We start from the raw sequence: 17,807 nt of genomic DNA on the forward strand, positions 1-17,807 counted from the left end.
AGTTGCATTACATTGCACGGGCGTGCAAAGAATCACGAAAACAGCAGCGAGAGCGTTCGCTTGACGGTTCCGAGAATCCGCACCGGTTTTTCCAGCGCCCAGCAGGTTGCCGACCTCGCCGGGGTTTCGCGCTCGGCCGTGTCACGTACCTTCACGCCCGGCGCTTCCGTTTCCGGGGAAACCCGCGAGCGGGTGATGCTGGCGGCCGAGCAACTCGGCTATCACGTCAACCATCTGGCTCGCGGCCTGATGCGGGCCTCGACCGGCATTGTCTGCCTCATCGTTGCCGATGGCGACACGCCCTATCATGCCCGCCTGCAGAAGGCGCTGACCCAACATCTGCGGGACGCCGGCAAAATGGCCATGGTGTTCAACACCTCCGGCCCCAGCCACCATGTCGACCAGGCGCTGCGCAACACGCTGAACTATCGCGCCGATGCGAGCATCGTTCTGTCCGGCTCGCCGCCGCAGTTGCTGATCCGCACCTGTCTTGAGAACGGCCAGCGGCTGGTGCTGATCAATCGCGATGACCGCTTCGACGGCCCGCACAATATCGGTGTCGACAACGCTGCAGCCGCAGAGGCAGCGCTGCATGCCTTCATCCGGGCCGGCTGTACCCGCCCCGCTTTGGTGACCTCGGCTGCCGGCACGCCCAGCCTGCTCTCCCGCGAAACCGCCTTCCTTACCGCCGCGCAGAAGGAAGGGCTGGAGGTGACCGTGTGGCGCGAGGGCCGCACCGGCTATGCCACCGGAGCCGATGGCGCCAGGCGACTCTTTTCCGGCCGGCAGCGGCCGGATGCGGCGTTCTGCGTGACCGACCTGATTGCGTGCGGCTTTCTCGATGCGGCCCGCCACGAGTTCGGCATCAACGTACCCCGCGATCTCTGCGTCATCGGCTTTGACGACATTGAACAGGCCGACTGGGCCTCTTACCGGCTGACGACGTTCTCGCCGCCGATCGAGGAGATCGCCAGGCGCGCCGTGCGGCTCGCGACCGGCGCGCGGGAGGAGGCTGGCAGCCGCCTGATCTGCCATGCGCCCATGGTCTGGCGCAGCACGGTGAGGCCGGGCCAGGGCTGATGCGAAACATGTGTCGGTCAAGACGGGAAACGTACTGATGTCCAAGAAAAAGGCCAGGAAGACCCGCCAGGCGGCAAGACCGGTGGAGATAGCTGTAGGCCCCGAAATCCGGAGCATGATGCGCAAGTTCGGCCTGACCGAGGAAGAAGCACTGCGCATGATGCGCGAATGCGATGCCACCCTCTATGGCGCCAACTCCGGGCACGTGCAGCCAGGATCTTGACGGCCCGCCAGGCGCGAACGGAATTTTAATGTAAATCAAGCGTAATCCCGACCGTTAAAATGATGCGTATGTGTTGGGGTTGCGCATGCCGGAATATTCTTTCTTCATCCGCTCGATCCGGATCCGCTACATCTCGGGATTGCTCATCTTTGCGCTGGCTTCCACCGCGGTGATGTTTGCGCTCAATCGCGTCAATTCCTTCCGCCACGACATCGACGCGCTGAGCAGCAATCTCGTCGTCTTCACCCGCGACCTGCGCAACGCCTCCAGCTTTGCCGAAACCGCCAGCACGACCTGGCGCACCGAAACCCGTGACGGCCTTTCCGCCGCAGCGCGCGGCCATTCGCAACGCCTGACCAGCGAGATCGAAACACTGTCCGCGGAGTTGGCCGCGATCAAGCCGAGCCTGTCGGCCAAAACGCTGGACGAACTCTCGTCGGCCGCCGTCAACGGCGACCTGTTCTGGTCGTCGCGCGACATCGTGCGCAACTTCAACCTGATGTCGGCGGCGCAACAGACCGACGAATGGAGTTCGCGCGAAATCCTCAACCAGAACGACCTGTTCGTCCAGCCGATGCTGGTGCGTGTGCGTACCGCCATGGATGGCGAACGCCATCTGGCCGACGCCTCCAGCGACAGGCTGCTGTTGTGGGCAAGCGGCCTTCTGTTCGCGGTTCTTGCCATCGTTGCCCTCTGGATCTTCCGGCCGATGGAAAATGCGATCCGCCGCGCCTTCACCGAATCCGCCGCATCCTTGTTCAAGGCCGAAGCGGCCGACCGCGCCAAATCGGAATTCCTGGCCAATATGAGCCATGAGATCCGCACGCCGATGAATGGCGTGCTGGGCATGGCCGAACTGCTCGCCAAGACCGAGCTTAACGCGCGCCAGAAAACCTTCACCGAAGTCATCGTCAAGTCCGGCAATGCGCTGCTCACCATCATCAACGACATCCTCGATTTCTCCAAGATCAATGCCGGTCAGCTGACGCTCGATCCTGCACCCTTCCGGCTTGCCGAAGCGGTCGAGGACGTGGCCACACTGGTGTCGGCGCGCGTCGCCGAAAAGAACCTCGAGCTGATCGTGCGTGTCGACCCGCGCCTGCCTGCCCATGTCGTCGGCGATGCCGGACGGTTCCGTCAGATCGTCACCAATCTGCTCGGCAATGCGGTGAAGTTCACCGAGAAGGGCCATGTGCTGATCGATGTCGGCGGCGAGGTGGTCGACGGCATGGTCCAGCTCAAGGTCCGCGTCGAGGACACAGGCATCGGCATTCCTGCCGAGAAGCTCGAGAACGTGTTCGAGAAATTCGCGCAGGTCGACGGCTCGTCGACGCGCCGCCATGAAGGCACCGGCCTCGGCCTTGCCATCGCCGCCCGCCTCATCGACCTGATGGGCGGCAAGATCGGCGTCGAAAGCGAGATCGGCCGCGGCTCGGTGTTCTGGTTCGCCGTGCCGCTGCCGGCGCATCAGCAGGACACGCGCAACGAGGTCGTGCCGGTCGATGTCACCGGCGCCCGCGTGCTGGTCATCGACGACAACCCGGTCAACCGCGAGATCTTGCTGGAACAGCTCAGAAGCTGGAGCTTCGACTGCGCGGCCGCCGAAAGCGGCGCCGTCGGCCTCGCCTTTCTAGACCGGGCCAGCCAGCTCGGTGCTGCGGTCGACTGCATCATCCTCGACTACCAGATGCCCGGCATGAACGGCGCCGATGTCGCCAAGGCGATTTCCGCCGACAGCCGTCTCTCCGCCATCCCGGTGGTGCTGCTGACCTCCGTCGACCAGGTCGATTTCGGCAAGATGGTCATCGATTTCGGCATCGCCGCGCATCTCACCAAGCCGGCGCGCTCGGCCATCCTGCTCGGCACCGTCATCTCGGCCATCCAGAAAGCGCGGGCCCAGATCGGCAAGGCCCAGTTCGTTCGCGAGCCTGTTGTTCCGCAGGCGGCACCCGTGACGCTACCCGCCTTCACCGTCATTCGCGGCCCGGCAATTCCGGCGGCCACAGTGCCTGAATCGATCGCCACGCCAAACGGCCCGATCGATATTCTGATCGCCGAGGACAATGACGTGAACCAGCTGGTGTTCGGCCAAATCCTCAATGGGCTTGGCCTCAGCTACCGCATCGCCAGCAATGGCCGCACGGCCGTTGAGATGTACCGGGCGCTGCGGCCGAAGCTGATCCTCATGGACGTCTCCATGCCGGAGATGAACGGCTACGAGGCGACCCGCGCCATCCGGGCGGCGGAGGCAGCGAGTGGCAATCACACACCAATCATCGGCGTCACCGCTCACGCACTGAAGGGCGACCGCGACAAATGTATCGAGTCCGGAATGGACGACTATCTGCCCAAGCCGGTGTCGCCCGACCGCCTCGGCAGTAAGATCGGCACATGGCTCAGCGAAACGGTGGCGGTAAAGAGGGCTTGATCAAATCGCCGCGTCCAGACGATAGCGGTGCATCCAGTCGAGACTGGTCTCGTCGGAGAGCTTGGCGACGCCCGGCTTTACGTCGGCGGCATTCGGCGCCGGAACGCCCAGGGCCTTGCAGATGGATGACAATGCCGCTGCCGGATCGGCTGACAGGCGCTCATAGCCGATGCGCAGCGGGACGATCCCCTGCTCCGCGGACCAGACATTCCAGCCCGCGTCATAGGCTTCGAGTTCGGCAAGCTCGCGCTGGATCCGCTTGAAATCGTAGCGGGGTTCCTGCGGCGGTGCGACCCGCTCGATCTCGGTTCCGTCGGGCGCGATGTGCCAAAGCCCAGTCTGCTCGGCCTTGATCAGCGACACCGCCTGCGCCAGCTTGTTTTCGCGCGAAAGATGGATGTAGAGGATCCGGCCGAAGGCCTTTTCAAAGCGTGCTTTGTCCGATGGCAGGTCTGGGTAGATCCGGTCGAGGATGGCCGAGAGTTCACCCAGGTTTTCCCGCATCAGGCGCAAGCCGAAGACGCCTGTTCCGCCCTTCCCGCGCTGATTGCCGCACCGAGATAGGCGACGTCGAAATCATGCGCGCTCATCGTCTCGGGATGCGGCAATTTCCACTCTTCGGCCCATTCCGCTTTGTCCTGCCGCCGGTAGAATGAGTGCGGATCGCCGGCTGTTTTCGTCGAGGCCAGAAGGCCGCACAGCAAGGTGCTTCCGGTTCTCGGCGTGCCGCAGATTATGTAGCCGTCAAGCATCTGGGACTCTGTCGCTTGTCATGGATTGGGCTAACCCCGCCAGGGCGCGGTGACACGCGCGCTTCGCGAAAGGCTCCAGTCTAGCCGCGCCGGAAGGGATAGAGGAATTGCTGCCAGTATCCGTTCGGAACGGGATGTCCGTGAATGCCGTAGCCGTTCGGCCAGCGCCCTTCGGGCATATGATGGGTGCCGAACAGCCGGTCGAGCAGCGGGAAATGGATGGCGAAATTTACGTCGATCGCTTCTTTTTCGAGGCCGTGATGCCAGTGGTGGTAACGCGGCGACACCAGCACCTTTTCGACTGGACCGAAACTGGTTCCGATGTTGGAATGGATGAACGACGAATAGACGTAGACGATCAATATATACGTCTGGATAGCCGATTCATCGAACCCCAGCACGAACATCGGGGTGGCCGTCAGGCTGCGCAGCACGATGATTTCCAGGAAATGCATGCGCGCACCGGCAATCCAGTCCATCGACTTGGCGGAATGGTGCACGGCATGGAACTTCCACAGCCAGGGAATGCGATGAAAGGCCCGATGCACCCAATACTGGGCAAGGTCGGTCAGGAACATTACCGCCATCAGTTGCACCAGCCACGGCAAGTCGTGGACCCAGGCGCGCACCGAACCAAGGGCGCCCTGTGCATTGACGAAGTTGGACGGCGCCAAGGTCAGGTAGGTCAAAATCTGCACCAGCAGCGATGAGACCAGATAGTAGAACAGGTCCTCGCGCCATTCGTCGCGGAACACGGTCTGATCCTTGTTGCGCGCGAAAAGACGTTCGAGCGGGACGAACAGCACACCCATGAACAAGGCGTTCAGGATGAAGAAATCGAGCCCGAAGAACACCCCGTCGATGTGCAGTTGATGGCGCACCGGAAGCATGCCGACCAGCGACGCCAGCAGCACAGTGAACATCGCTGCCGCGCCGAGCGTCTTTTGCCTGCGCAGCGTCATGCTGAGGATCGCCAGGATATAGCCGGAGATGAGGACGAAATAGAGCACCGGCTTGAAGAACAGCATCTGGTGGATGGGGGCCAGATCCGGCATCGATGTAAGCGACGGGTAGCGCAGCACGATGACCATCAGCAGGGCGGTGACCCCGGCAAGCAAGCCAATCGAGCCGGACAGCCAGCCAGAACCGAACGGCCGTTTGGCGCGCGGCGTTTCAAGTTCACTTACAACGCGTCTAAGGAAATTTGCCACCGCCCCCATGCCCCGCCTTTTTGACGATCGCAAAAGCTCTCGTCGAGATATCGACCTCTTTTGCTACAGCAGGGCTCATTAATATTTAATCGCCACGACCCTGCACATGACGGGTGACTACCGCTTTTGGGCGATTGGAAGAGCTATGATTGCAACAAAAGAACACCGGCCACTATAGTCGGAATCTTTCCTGGATGCGACGGGCGCATTCAAGCGGCATCAGCTGGCTGGTGTCGACTTGGAGGTCGTAGTCTATGCCGTTGTGGACGCGTCCATATTGCCAGCGCGCCAGGCCGGGCAGCCTGTCGGCGCGCGCGGCCTCGCGCGCTTCCAGTACCTCCAGCGGCGCCACGACGCCGACCAGATGCAGGTCAAAGCTCGACAGATACTCCGCTATCTCTTCATCGAAGATCACGTCGTCGACAATGAGATTGTTGCCTTGCCCGGCCATGGCGGCGATGGCATGGCGCATGCCGCGCATGGTTCGTGCGCCGACCGGTCCGCTCCTGATCACCACCGACGGCCTGCCGTCCTCCAGCACCGTCTCAAAGGAAAACCCGTCGGCATGATCCTGCAGCGCCGGCGGCAGCATGTCGATGAAAGCATCCATCTGGACATGCAGGAAGGGCTCGGTGGCGATCGTTTGCAGCGCCCTGGCGATCGAGCTTTTGCCGGCGCTGCCGACGCCATTAAGCAGGACGATTTTGGCCGTCATGTCGCCCCCTCGGCCTATCGGTTGCGCACGACGATACAGGCGCCGCCGACGCTTTGCAGTTTCTGGCAGATGACGTTGGCGGCGGCACGGTCGTCGACGCCGATCCTGACGGCGTAGATGCCGCGTCGGCCGATCGGCGTGCGCACCCGGCTGACCACCGGGTCACGACCGGAAAGCAGCGCCGGAAACCGGCTCCTGACCCTCAGCCACTGATTGATCGCCGCGCCCCTGCGGAAATTGCCGGCCACCTGGACGCCCCATGGCTTCACATTGATCGACGCCATCGCCACGGTTCTCGACATGATCACCGGCAGCTTGCGGCAGGCGACGGCAAAGCTGGTTTTCGCGTCGAGCGGCTCGACCGTCCCGGCGTAAGCGCTGTCGGAAAACTTGTCGACGGGTTCGCCCATGACGTCGAAGACATAGCTCTCTGTCTCCATCGGCAGGAAGCCGCCCGAACCCAGCCAGCGCGACACCCGGTTCTCGCCGGCATTGTAGGCGGCCGCCGCCAGGCCGAGATTGCCGTAGGCGAGCTTCATCTCGCCGAGATATTTCGCCGAAGCCGGGATCGCCTGGTCGATGTCGAAAGGATCCGCCAGCCCGCGCATCTTGGCGGTGCCCGGCATGAACTGGGCGATGCCTTCGGCACCGACCGGGCTAACCGCATTGGGATCGAAGCGGCTTTCTTTCCAGATCAGCCGGGCGAAGTAATCCTTCGGCAGGCCGTTCCGCTCGGCATGCGTCTCGATCAGGTCACAGACACGGCCAATCAATCGTTTCGCCGCCGAGCGCGATTGCGGTGGATCGGCGAGCGCCTGTCCGGCACCCAGCCCGCAGAGCAGGATCACACCGGCTTTGAGCAGCCCCCGCATGGCTTATTCGGCCGCAGCCTTGCCGTGTTGGCCAAACCGCTGCTCGATATAGTCGGCAACCATCTTCTCGAAATCGGCGGCGATCGACGGACCGCGCAGCGTCGCCGACTTCTTGCCGTCGACGAAGACGGGTGCGGTCGGCGTCTCGCCGGTGCCGGGCAGCGATATGCCGATATCGGCGTGCTTGGATTCGCCGGGGCCGTTGACGATGCAGCCCATCACCGCGACCTTGAGGTTCTCGACGCCGGGATATTTCTCCCGCCAGACCGGCATGTTCTTGCGCAAATCGGCCTGGATGTTCTGGGCGAGCTCCTGGAACACGGTGGAGGTCGTGCGACCGCAGCCGGGGCAAGCGGCGACGATCGGCACGAACTGACGGAAGCCCATGGTCTGCAGCAGTTCCTGCGAGACCTGCACCTCACGCGTGCGATCGCCATTCGGCTCCGGCGTCAGCGAGATGCGGATGGTGTCGCCAATGCCTTGCTGCAAGAGGATGCCCATGGCAGCCGACGAGGCGACGATGCCCTTGGATCCCATGCCGGCTTCGGTGAGGCCAAGATGCAGCGCATGGTTGGAACGCGTGGCAAGCTCGGTATAGACCGCGATCAAATCCTGCACGCCGCTGACCTTGGCCGACAGGATGATCTTTTCGCGGGCGAGGCCTATCTCTTCGGCCATTTCGGCCGACAGGATGGCCGACTGCACGATCGCCTCGCGGGTTACTTCCTGCGCCGTCAGCGGGAAGCCTTGGCTCTGGTTCTCGTCCATCAGCCGGGTGAGCAACTCCTGATCGAGCGACCCCCAATTGACGCCGATGCGCACCGGCTTGTCGTATCTGATCGCCATTTCGACGATCGCTGCGAACTGGCGGTCCTTCTTGTCCTTGAAGCCGACATTGCCGGGATTGATGCGGTATTTGGCCAGCGCCTCGGCGCAGGCTGGATGGTCGGCCAGCAGCTTGTGCCCGATATAGTGGAAGTCGCCGACCAGCGGCACATTGATGCCGAGCCGCTCGAGCCGTTCGCGGATGCGCGGCACGGCGGCGGCGCTCTCGTCACGATCGACGGTGATGCGCACGATCTCGGAGCCAGCGCGATGCAAAGCCGCAACCTGCGCGACGGTCTGGTCGATATCGGCCGTGTCGGTGTTGGTCATCGACTGCACGACGACCGGCGCGCCGCCGCCGACGACCACGCCGCCGACATCGACGCCGACCGATGTCCGGCGCGCAAAGGGGGAGGAAAAATACCCGGTCATGCCGGCAGCCTCTTGATCACCCGAGCGACACACGTCCACGTCGACGCACGCTCAATCAGCTATCAGCGCATAGCGCTGAGGTTCGGGCATGAGGTGGAGGAGCAAAGATGGCTTGTCAATGGCGACAGACAAGCAGAGCCGCCAAATCGCAGCAGCGCGGCGACCCCACAGACGGGTTTCGCCGGCCAACAGTATGGGAATTAGTAGCAAAAACAGGCCTCCGGCGGCATGTCGCCACCGGAGCGATAGTCACGCGCCAAGGCGGCGCGTCTAATCCTGGAAGGGCGTCAGTGTCTCGTCGGTTTCGCCTTCAGTTTTTCAATCTCGTCCTTGAGTGCCAGCTTGCGTCGCTTCAGATTCACGATTTCGAGGTCGTCGACCGATGGATGGTTCATCGCATCGTCGATCTCGCGTTCGATATCACCGTGTTTCCGCTGCAACTCATCAAGATGGGATGCAAGAGACATGATTGGTTCTCCCTTTCATGGTTTCCTCGATTGCAGCCGTCAAAGGCACGTCCACCGCAGGTCGCATCTGTGACGGCACCATGACAGTCTGCCACCATCCGGCTGCGATGTCGAATGCTGCGTGGTAGCATTCCACGACAATGTGATATGTGATATTGGCTGCGCGCCGGCGGCAATTGATGCCGCCCCCGCCCAATCATGCCCATTGCCGGGCGCCGCAGACATGCAGACGGTAGAGAATGTCCGACCAGGAAAAGGCCGATGTCCGCCTCGAATTTTCCCGCCTGAAGCAGGAGCATGCCGATTTCGACGCGGCCATCAATGCGATGATCGCCATGGGCTGCGACCCCTTGCAGATCCAGCGCATGAAGAAGAAGAAGCTTTTCCTCAAGGACCGGCTGATGGCGCTGGAAGACAAGATCATTCCGGACATCATCGCTTAGCCGACGGCCTCGGGGCCTAACTGCTCACCCCGCTATCGACAGCCGCGCCGCGCGATGGCGCAGCAACGTCAGCAATTCGTCGGTCTTCTCCGCTGAAGTGTCGATCGGCACCACCAGGCACATCGTCGCCTCGACCTTGCCGGCGGCCGCGAAGACAGGGGCGGCCAGGCATTTGGTGTAGGCGTCGACCAGCCCCGAAGTGATGCAATAGCCGGTCGTTCTGGCCGTCGCGATATCGGCAACGAAGTCGTCGAACTGCAGCCTGCGGCCGTCGGGCAGCAAAAGGTCGTCTTCCGAGACCATGTCCTGGATGGCGGCCCTTTCCAATCCGGCCAGAAGCAGCCGCCCCGATGCCGTCCATGGCAGCGGGATCTGCAGGCCGGTGGCCGAGCTGATGCGGAACGGCCTGGTGCCGGGGCTGGAATGGACGATGGTATAGCGCCCGCTTTGCAGCATGCACAATTCGGAGGTCTCGCCGGTCTCGCGCGACAGATTGTCGACCTCCTGCCGGCCCCGCCTAAGCAGGTCGTTGCCCCTGACATAGTCCATTCCATAGAGGTAGAGCTTCTTGCCGAAATAGACCCGGTTGCCGTCGCCCTCCATCTCCAGGAGACCCGCATCGACCAGCGAACGCACCAGCGTATAGGTGGTGGAGCGCGGCGCATTCACCCCCTTGGCGAGATCGCCAATGCCGATGGCGCGCTGCGTAACATGCAGGAAGTCCAGGATCTCCAGCACCCGGTTGAGGCCCTTCTCGCGCGAGCCGGAGGTCTTGTCGGGCGTCGGGCTCCCGGCTGGACCAAGCTCCGCCCGATCCGTGAGTCCATTGCTGTCTTGCATAACTGATTCCTGATGTTAGTATCTGTCTTGTATAGGATACATGTGTCTATTGTAAGAGACAATCAGGTCGGCGACACGTGTGTCTGTAAGGGGAACTCAAACAACAGGAGGTCGCAGTGAACGACGCATCCAAGCGAGATTTTCTGAAACTAGGCATGGCCGGGCTTGCAACGGCGGGCGTGATGACCGCTGTCAGCGCCGAAAAGGCGGCGGCACAAGCCGCATCCGACAGCGTTCTGCGCACCGCGCTTGACCGCGGAAAGCTGATCGTCGGCACCGGCAGCACCAACGCGCCATGGCATTTCGAAAACGATGCCGGCGAGCTGGTCGGCATGGACATCACCATGGGACGCATCCTGGCCAAGGGTCTGTTCGACGATCCGAGCAAGGTCGAGTTCGTCATGCAGGATCCGGCGCAGCGCATCCCCAATGTCACCACCAACAAGGTCGACATTACCATCCAGTTCATGACCATGACCGCGCAGCGCTCGCAGCTGATCCACTTCTCCAGGCCATACTATGTCGAGGGCGTCGCCCTGCTGACGCTGCCGACGGCGGAAAACAAGACCTTCGACAAGCTGCTCGCCGGTGGTTCGGCGACGCGCATCTCGATCCTGCAGAATGTCGATGCCGAAAGCTCGGTCCATTACGCCCTGCCGGAGGCGCAGGTGCTGCAGATCGACACCCAGGCCAATGTGCTGCAGGCACTGGAATCGAAACGCGCCGATGCCGCCGCTGTCGATCTTTCAACCGTGCGCTGGCTGGCCTCGCGCAACCCCGACAAATATTTCGATGCCGGCAAGAGCTGGTACTCGATGCTCTACGGCGCGGCGGTCAGGCAGGGCGACCTGGACTGGCTGACCTTCGTCAACCAGACCTTCACCATCGCCATGTTCGGCCATGAGACCGCACTCTACGACGCCGCCTTCAAGGACTATTTCGGCCAGGAGCCGCCGGCCCGCCATCCGGGTTTCCCGGTTGTCTGACAAGTGCTGGCGGAAGGGTTAGCCCTTCCGCCTTCTAGTTCGCATCCCCTTGGTTATTGCGGGAGACGCATGGGCTATACGCTCAACTTCAACCTGATCTGGCGCCATTTCGACAAGCTGTGGGGCGGCCTTCTGCTCAGCCTCGAGCTTGCCGTGATTTCGATTGCCATCGGCGTCGTCATCGGCCTGGTGCTGGCGGTCTGGTATGTCTCGGCCGGACGCGTGGTGCGCGCCATCATTGCGGCTTACGTCGAATTCATCCGCAACGTGCCGCTGATCCTGCTCGTCTATCTTGTCTTCTACGGCCTGCCGACGGTGATCGACGTCGCCTATGACGCGCCGACCTCGTTCGTGCTGACGCTGTCGGTCTATAGCGGCGCCTATCTGGTCGAGGTGTTCCGCTCCGGCCTGGAAGCCGTGCCGCGCGGCCAGCTCGATGCCGGCAAAGCCATCGGCCTGACGCCCTGGCAGCGGCTGGTTCATGTGCGCCTGCCGACCATGCTGCGCATCACGCTGCCGGCGCTGTCCAACACCTTCATCTCGCTGTTCAAGGACACGTCGATCGCCTCGGTGATCTCGGTGCCCGAGCTCACCTTCGGCGCCCAGTGGATCAACTTCAACACCTTCCGCATTGTCGAGGTCTATCTGGTGACGACGGCGATGTACCTGGTGACCGGCTACACCCTGCTCTTCGGGCTGCGGCTGGTCGAACGCCGGTTCAGGGCTGCGCGCTGACATGCTGAGCCAGATCCTCTACGCCGTACCGTTCCTCGCCCAGGGCTTCGCCATCACCTTGTGGGTGTCGCTGCTGGTCGTGGTGCTGTCGCTGATTGCCGGCGTCGCGCTCGGCGTCGGCCTGGTCTACGGCCCGGCGCCGCTGCGCTGGGCCGTGCGCATCTTCTCCGACACCATCCGCGGCATCCCGATCCTGGTGCTGATGTTCTTCGTCTATTACGGCCTGCCGGCCATCGGCCTGCATCTGCAATCCTTCTCGGCGGCGGTGCTGGCGCTCACCTTGTTCAAGACCGCGCAGGTCATTGAGTATCTCCGCGGCGCCGTCGGCTCCATTCCCAAAGGGCAGTCCGAGGCGGCGATGGCGATTGGGCTGACCTTCCGCCAGCGGCTCACCTACGTCATCTTTCCACAGGCCTTCCGGCGCTTCCTGCCGCCCTGGATCAACGGCGTCACCGATGCGGTCAAGGGCAGCGCCCTGGTCTCGCTGCTCGGCATCACCGACCTGATGCAGGCGATCAACCAGGTCATCGGCCGCACCTATGAGGCGATGCCGCTCTACATCCTCGGCGCCTTGATCTATTTCGCCGTCAACTATGCGCTTTCCTACGCCAGCCGGCGGCTGGAACGGCGCTTTGCCTTCATCCGGGACTAGCACGATGGCCACAAGCTCGAACGACAATGCTGCCCTTCTCGACATTGCCGGGGTCTCGAAAGCCTTTGGTTCGGTCGAGGTGCTTCGCTCGGTCAGCCTCAAGGTGGACAGGGGCGAGGTGGTCACCGTCATCGGCCCTTCCGGCAGCGGCAAAACCACCCTGCTGCGCTGCGTCAACTTTCTCGAAAGCTACGACTCAGGCTCGATCCGCATCGACGGCAAGGAGGTCGGTTTTCGTGAGGCCGGCGCGCGCCAGCGGCGCAGCGAGCGCGACCTTGCCAATATGCGCGCCGAAACCGGCATGGTGTTCCAGAGCTTCAACCTGTTCCCGCACCTCACCGCCGCCGGCAACATCATGCTCGGCCTCACCAAGGTGCGCGGCAAGAGCAAGGCCGAGGCGCGCCAGATCGCCGAGCATTGGCTGAGCCGCGTCGGCCTCGCCCACAAGGCCGACAGCCTGCCGGCGGAACTCTCCGGGGGCCAGCAGCAGCGCGTCGGCATAGCGCGGGCAGTCGCCATGGAGCCAAAGATCCTGCTGCTCGACGAGATCACCTCCGCGCTCGATCCCGAATTGGTCGGCGAGGTGCTGGCCGTTGTGCGCAGCCTGGCCGAAGACGGCATGACAATGGTGATGGTCACGCACGAGATGGCCTTTGCCCGCGACGCTTCGAGCCGCATTGTCTTCATGGCCGATGGCGGTGTCAGCGCTGTTGGCCCGCCGAAGGAGATCCTTGCCGAAGAGACCACCAATGAGCGCCTGCGCTCTTTCCTGGCGCGGTTCCGCGCCTCGCATTTCTGACATGGGCGGCCCAAAGCAACTCCAGGAAAAGTGTCAGCGGTTTTCCCGGGAAAAGCGCGAAGCGCTTTCCCTTGGGAATTGCGTAAAACAACAGGCCGGCCCAAGGAGAATTCTTCCATGACGCCTTACATCCGGCTCGCCGAGCTCGGCCTGACGCTGCCCGAGCCGCCGACGCCGATCGCCAATTTCGTCACCCATGCGGAAAGCGGCCGGCTGATCTTTCTTTCGGGTCAAGGGCCGCTGCGCGCCGACGGCACGCTGTGCACCGGCAAGGTCGGCGAGGACGTCACCGTCGAGCAGGCCTATGAGCATGCCCGCCTCACCGGCCTCAACCTGCTCGCCGTCATGCACGCCGCCGCCGGCGATCTCGGCCGCATCGTGCGCGTCGTCAAATTGCTCGGCTTCGTCAATGCGACGCCGACCTTCAGCGACCACCCGAAAGTGGTCAATGGCTGCTCGGACCTGTTCGCCAGCGTCTTTGACAAGATCGGCGGCCATGCCCGCTCGGCGATCGGGGTCGGCTCGCTGCCTGGAAACATCACCGTTGAAATCGAAGCGGTCGTCGAGATCGCCGCCTGACCGTCAAGGGATTGCTGAACATGAAAACCTATTCCGACACCGGCTCCAACACCACGATCCGTGAACGGCTGGGACTGCGGCCGATCATCAACGTCTCCGGCACGATGACGACGCTCGGCGCCTCGATCATCGTTCCCGAGGCGATCAGCGCCATGGCCGAGATCGCCTCGCAATGGGTGGAGATGGACGATCTGCAGCGCGCCGCAAGCGTGATCACAGCCCGCCTCACCGGCGGCGAGGCCGGCTTCATCACCGCCTGCTGCGCCTCAGGCATCACAATGGCGATCGCCGGGGCGATGACCGGCACCAATTTGCTGGCGATCGAACGGCTGCCCGACGATACCGAAGGGCTGAAGTCCGAAGTCGTCATCCAGCTCGGCCATATCGTCAATTACGGCGCACCGATCGACCAGTCGATCCGCGTCGCCGGCGCCAAGGTCATTCCGGCCGGCACGGTCAGCGTCACGCAGGATTATCATGTGCGCGAGGCTATCAACGAGCGCACGGCGGCGGCGCTCTACGTCGTGGCGCACCACACCGTGCAATACGGCATGCTTTCCCTTGAGGAATTCTGCGATATCTGCCACGCCAGGGGCGTGCCGGTGATCGTCGACGCGGCTTCCGAATATGACCTGCGCAACTTCCTGGCGCGCGGCGCCGACATCGTCGTCTACAGCGGCCACAAATTCCTTTCGGGGCCGACCAGCGGCATCGTCGCCGGCCGCAAGGATCTCGTCCGCGCCGCCTATCTGCAAAACCGTGGCGTCGCCCGCGCCATGAAGGTCGGCAAGGAAAGCATCGCCGGCACGATGGCGGCGCTCGAAGCGTGGGAAAAGCGCGACCATGCCGGCATCCGCCAGCGCGAGGAAGCGGCGCTCAATCTATGGAGGGATTCGCTGCAGGGAATACCCGGCATCGTCGCAAACATCATTCCCGACCCGACCGCCAATCCGCTCGACCGGCTGCAGATCTTCGTCTCCCCCGAAAGCCGCTTCAGTGCCGCCGGCCTCGCCTCGGCATTGGCGGCCGGATCGCCGCCCATCATCGTGCGCAACCACGAGGTCGAGCGTGGCCATTTCTTTCTCGACCCCTGCAACCTGCACCCAGGCGAGGCCGAGATCGTCGCCGAACGCCTCCGCGCCGTGCTCACCGCGGCCGACAGGCCGGCGGATGCGATGAGACAGCCGCGAAAGGATTCATCCGGCGCCCTGCGCTGGCCGGACTAGGCTGCGGCGGCCGCCATCCTTGCGGGCCAGCCCGAATTCCGCTAAGGCGCGCCTTTACCGCCGGGAGCATGCGCTTGACCGACCACCGCGCCGACGTCGCCATCATCATGGGCAGCCAGTCCGACTGGGCGACGATGCGCCACGCCGCCGAAACGCTGGAGGCGCTGGGCATTCCGCACAAGCGGCTGATCGTCTCCGCCCACCGCACCCCGGACCGCCTCTATGATTTCGCCAAGGGCGCCAAGGCGGCCGGCTACAAGGTGATCATCGCCGGCGCCGGCGGCGCCGCCCACCTGCCCGGCATGACGGCGGCGATGACGCCGCTGCCGGTGTTCGGCGTGCCGGTCGAATCGAAGGCGCTGTCAGGCCAGGATTCGCTGCTCTCCATCGTCCAGATGCCGGCCGGCATTCCGGTCGGCACGCTTGCCATCGGCAAGGCGGGTGCGGCCAACGCCGCCCTTCTGGCGGCCGCCGTGCTGGCGCTGAACGACGAAGAAATTGCCGCCCGCCTGGATGCCTGGCGCGCCGCCCAAACCGCCAAGGTCGCCACCGAACCGACGGATGCGCCGTGAGCCTGTCCGCGGGATCGAGCATCGGCATCATCGGCGGCGGCCAGCTCGGCCGCATGCTGGCTGTTGCCGCAGCGCGCCTCGGCTACCGCACAATTATCCTCGAACCGCAGGCCGATTGCCCGGCGGCTCAGGTCGCCAACCGCCAGATCACCGCCGCCTATGACGATGCGGACGCCCTTGCCGAACTGGCGGCAGTCAGCGCCGTCGTCACCTACGAATTCGAGAATGTGCCGGTAGCGGCTGCCGGCGCGCTCGCCGCCAAGCTCCCAGTCTATCCGCCGCCCAGGGCGTTGGAAATCGCCCAAGACCGGGTGGCGGAGAAGCTATTCCTGAACGGCATCGGCATCAGGACAGCGGATTTCCGCTCCGTCGACAATGACGACGAGCTGACGGCGGCGCTGAGAGAGTTCGGCGGCAGCGGCATCTTGAAAACCCGCCGCATGGGCTATGACGGCAAGGGCCAGCGCGTCTTCCGCAACATGGAGACGGGCGGCTTTGCCGGCACATGCGAGACCATGGGCAATGTGCCGCTGATCCTCGAATCCTTCGTCGCTTTCGAGCGCGAAATCTCGGTCATCGCCGCGCGCGGGTTGGACGGCGCGGTCGCCGCCTACGATCCGGCTGAGAACGTCCACCGCGACGGCATCCTGCATACCTCGACCCTGCCGGCCCAGATCAGGCTGGAGACGGCGGCGACGGCACAGGGGGCGGCGGCGAAAATCCTGTCGGCCCTCGACTATGTCGGCGTCATCGGCGTCGAGTTCTTCGTTCTTGCCGATGGCACGCTGCTGGCCAACGAAATGGCGCCGCGCGTGCACAATTCCGGCCACTGGACGGAAGCCGCCGGCATCGTTTCGCAGTTCGAGCAGCATATCCGCGCCATTGCCGGCCTGCCGCTGGGCAACCCTGGCCGGCATTCAAACTGCATCATGGAAAATCTGATCGGCGACGATGTGCTGCGGGTGCCCGCTTTGCTCGCCGAGCCCGATCTGATGCTGCATCTCTACGGCAAGGCAGAAGCGCGCCCAGGCCGCAAGATGGGCCATTTCACGCGCATCAGCCGCCGTAGCTAAGCCATTCCGGCACTTTGCGCGAGGGCGTGGCTCGAGCCCTATTGCAGCTCGTCGTTCAGATCTCCGTCCTCGTCGGGGCTGGCGCAACTCGCATCGCCTTCCCTACAATTGGCGCCCGCGGTGAGCTGTTTGATGCGCTGGTCCGTCAGTTCGGTCAGGCATTGTGAAACCTCCATCGGATGGATGGAGCCGCCCTCGCTGTCTGTCGTCGTATAGGCGCATTCGGCGTCGCGGAAGGCGATCCAGGCGCGTTGCGCGACCTGCAGCAGCTTCCTGCCCTTGTCGTCGTTGCGACCGACGAGATCCTTGTAGGCCTGGTTGAGCTTGGCATCGGCCGCCCGATAGTCCTCGCCGGCGCAGATGTTCATCATCTGCTGGCTGTCGTCGTTGCGGTCGCATTCCTGCGCCTGCGCGATGGAGGCGGCTGCCAGAACGGCAAGGCTCGCGGACACAAACAACAGGCGCATGGAGGTCTCCAAATCGGCTTGCGGGTGCCGCACCATTCCAGCCCGCCTTCGGCCGCGCAATGGCGTGGAGCCGAGATGGCGGATATTTGATGGCCAAAGCCATTCTCGGCCTCTATCCAGCACGCTTGCGGTTGACACGGGCAAGGCTCCTCGTTTATGAGCCACCGCAAGTTCAAAGGCGCGCTTTTCAGGCGCGCCTTAATAATTCGGCCCGGACAGGGCCCAGACCGACGGGCAAGACCATGAAGATCAAGAATTCGCTCAAGGCGCTGAAGGCGCGTCACCGCGACAACCAGCTGGTTCGCCGCAAGGGCCGCGTCTACATCATCAACAAGACCGCTCCACGCTACAAGGCGCGCCAGGGCTGAGTGTTCGGCCGGAGGCTCGTTGCCTCCGTCCATACGATGGTAATTGCCTGGTTCCAGGCACT

General features: G+C 63.4%; 20 protein-coding genes and 1 pseudogene. 13 read left to right on the plus strand and 8 right to left on the minus strand.

Annotated features, from left to right (window positions below):
• Nucleotides 1–60: 60 nt before the first annotated feature.
• The 3 genes from NKI05_RS25950 (at nucleotide 61) to NKI05_RS25960 (ending at nucleotide 3,731) form a co-directional block, all read left to right on the plus strand.
• The gene (locus tag NKI05_RS25950; RefSeq protein WP_031195645.1) at nucleotides 61–1,080 is read left to right on the plus strand and encodes a LacI family DNA-binding transcriptional regulator; all 1,020 of its coding nucleotides are present in this window, start codon (nucleotides 61–63) and stop codon (nucleotides 1,078–1,080) included.
• A gap of 37 nt (nucleotides 1,081–1,117) precedes the next feature.
• Nucleotides 1,118–1,303, plus strand: coding sequence for a hypothetical protein (locus NKI05_RS25955; protein ID WP_023684018.1), 186 nt, complete (start codon nucleotides 1,118–1,120; stop codon nucleotides 1,301–1,303).
• An 85-nt stretch (nucleotides 1,304–1,388) separates the two neighbouring features.
• Entirely contained in the window at nucleotides 1,389–3,731 is a 2,343-nt protein-coding gene (locus tag NKI05_RS25960; protein ID WP_023742775.1) for a response regulator, read from the plus strand.
• Here the strand turns inward: NKI05_RS25960 and NKI05_RS25965 are convergent.
• The 6 genes and pseudogenes from NKI05_RS25965 to NKI05_RS25990 form a co-directional block, all read right to left on the minus strand.
• A pseudogene (locus NKI05_RS25965) lies at nucleotides 3,732–4,483 on the minus strand (Stf0 family sulfotransferase).
• 80 nt (nucleotides 4,484–4,563) lie between these two features.
• Nucleotides 4,564–5,703, minus strand: a complete 1,140-nt coding sequence (locus NKI05_RS25970) for a sterol desaturase family protein (protein ID WP_031205924.1) — start codon at nucleotides 5,701–5,703, stop codon at nucleotides 4,564–4,566.
• Between the two features lie 163 nt (nucleotides 5,704–5,866).
• Complete coding sequence (locus tag NKI05_RS25975; protein WP_023816401.1) at nucleotides 5,867–6,409, minus strand: chloramphenicol phosphotransferase CPT family protein; 543 nt, start codon at nucleotides 6,407–6,409, stop codon at nucleotides 5,867–5,869.
• Nucleotides 6,410–6,423: 14 nt separating this feature from the next.
• Nucleotides 6,424–7,281, minus strand: coding sequence for a lytic transglycosylase domain-containing protein (locus NKI05_RS25980; protein ID WP_023742771.1), 858 nt, complete (start codon nucleotides 7,279–7,281; stop codon nucleotides 6,424–6,426).
• A 3-nt stretch (nucleotides 7,282–7,284) separates the two neighbouring features.
• Nucleotides 7,285–8,538, minus strand: a complete 1,254-nt coding sequence (gene ispG, locus NKI05_RS25985) for a flavodoxin-dependent (E)-4-hydroxy-3-methylbut-2-enyl-diphosphate synthase (protein ID WP_023742770.1) — start codon at nucleotides 8,536–8,538, stop codon at nucleotides 7,285–7,287.
• 287 nt (nucleotides 8,539–8,825) lie between these two features.
• Complete coding sequence (locus NKI05_RS25990; RefSeq protein ID WP_023684024.1) at nucleotides 8,826–9,005, minus strand: YdcH family protein; 180 nt, start codon at nucleotides 9,003–9,005, stop codon at nucleotides 8,826–8,828.
• A gap of 239 nt (nucleotides 9,006–9,244) precedes the next feature.
• Between NKI05_RS25990 and NKI05_RS25995 the strand changes: the two genes are divergently transcribed.
• On the plus strand, nucleotides 9,245–9,448 hold the full coding sequence (locus tag NKI05_RS25995; RefSeq protein WP_023673103.1) for a YdcH family protein: 204 nt from the start codon (nucleotides 9,245–9,247) through the stop codon (nucleotides 9,446–9,448).
• 24 nt (nucleotides 9,449–9,472) lie between these two features.
• Here NKI05_RS25995 and NKI05_RS26000 read toward each other — a convergent pair whose 3' ends face one another.
• Complete coding sequence (locus NKI05_RS26000) at nucleotides 9,473–10,288, minus strand: IclR family transcriptional regulator (RefSeq protein WP_023698476.1); 816 nt, start codon at nucleotides 10,286–10,288, stop codon at nucleotides 9,473–9,475.
• A 155-nt stretch (nucleotides 10,289–10,443) separates the two neighbouring features.
• Here NKI05_RS26000 and NKI05_RS26005 point away from each other — a divergent pair, with 155 nt between their 5' ends.
• The 8 genes from NKI05_RS26005 to NKI05_RS26040 all read left to right on the plus strand — a co-directional run bounded on the left by NKI05_RS26005 (nucleotide 10,444) and on the right by NKI05_RS26040 (nucleotide 16,910).
• Nucleotides 10,444–11,274, plus strand: a complete 831-nt coding sequence (locus NKI05_RS26005) for a transporter substrate-binding protein (RefSeq protein ID WP_023673105.1) — start codon at nucleotides 10,444–10,446, stop codon at nucleotides 11,272–11,274.
• Between the two features lie 69 nt (nucleotides 11,275–11,343).
• The gene (locus NKI05_RS26010; protein ID WP_023693641.1) at nucleotides 11,344–12,009 is read left to right on the plus strand and encodes an amino acid ABC transporter permease; all 666 of its coding nucleotides are present in this window, start codon (nucleotides 11,344–11,346) and stop codon (nucleotides 12,007–12,009) included.
• Between the two features lies 1 nt (nucleotide 12,010).
• Nucleotides 12,011–12,661, plus strand: coding sequence for an amino acid ABC transporter permease (locus tag NKI05_RS26015; protein WP_023684027.1), 651 nt, complete (start codon nucleotides 12,011–12,013; stop codon nucleotides 12,659–12,661).
• 4 nt (nucleotides 12,662–12,665) lie between these two features.
• The gene (locus NKI05_RS26020; RefSeq protein WP_023673108.1) at nucleotides 12,666–13,460 is read left to right on the plus strand and encodes an amino acid ABC transporter ATP-binding protein; all 795 of its coding nucleotides are present in this window, start codon (nucleotides 12,666–12,668) and stop codon (nucleotides 13,458–13,460) included.
• Between the two features lie 117 nt (nucleotides 13,461–13,577).
• Nucleotides 13,578–14,039 (plus strand): RidA family protein, encoded by a 462-nt coding sequence (locus NKI05_RS26025; RefSeq protein WP_023673109.1) that lies wholly within the window; start codon nucleotides 13,578–13,580, stop codon nucleotides 14,037–14,039.
• A gap of 20 nt (nucleotides 14,040–14,059) precedes the next feature.
• Entirely contained in the window at nucleotides 14,060–15,265 is a 1,206-nt protein-coding gene (locus tag NKI05_RS26030) for an aminotransferase class V-fold PLP-dependent enzyme (protein WP_352793459.1), read from the plus strand.
• 74 nt (nucleotides 15,266–15,339) lie between these two features.
• Nucleotides 15,340–15,837 (plus strand): 5-(carboxyamino)imidazole ribonucleotide mutase, encoded by a 498-nt coding sequence (gene purE, locus NKI05_RS26035; RefSeq protein WP_023816398.1) that lies wholly within the window; start codon nucleotides 15,340–15,342, stop codon nucleotides 15,835–15,837.
• Nucleotides 15,834–16,910, plus strand: a complete 1,077-nt coding sequence (locus NKI05_RS26040; RefSeq protein WP_352793461.1) for a 5-(carboxyamino)imidazole ribonucleotide synthase — start codon at nucleotides 15,834–15,836, stop codon at nucleotides 16,908–16,910. Before purE ends, NKI05_RS26040 begins: the two co-directional genes overlap by 4 nt.
• A 38-nt stretch (nucleotides 16,911–16,948) precedes the next feature.
• Here the strand turns inward: NKI05_RS26040 and NKI05_RS26045 are convergent, their stop codons facing one another.
• Nucleotides 16,949–17,377, minus strand: coding sequence for a lysozyme inhibitor LprI family protein (locus NKI05_RS26045; protein ID WP_023702777.1), 429 nt, complete (start codon nucleotides 17,375–17,377; stop codon nucleotides 16,949–16,951).
• Nucleotides 17,378–17,619: 242 nt separating this feature from the next.
• Between NKI05_RS26045 and ykgO the strand changes: the two genes are divergently transcribed.
• Nucleotides 17,620–17,745, plus strand: coding sequence for a type B 50S ribosomal protein L36 (ykgO, locus tag NKI05_RS26050; protein ID WP_006327841.1), 126 nt, complete (start codon nucleotides 17,620–17,622; stop codon nucleotides 17,743–17,745).
• Nucleotides 17,746–17,807 lie beyond the last annotated feature (62 nt).

Source organism: Mesorhizobium sp. M0771 (genome assembly GCF_040320155.1).
In the GTDB taxonomy this organism is placed as follows: domain Bacteria; phylum Pseudomonadota; class Alphaproteobacteria; order Rhizobiales; family Rhizobiaceae; genus Mesorhizobium.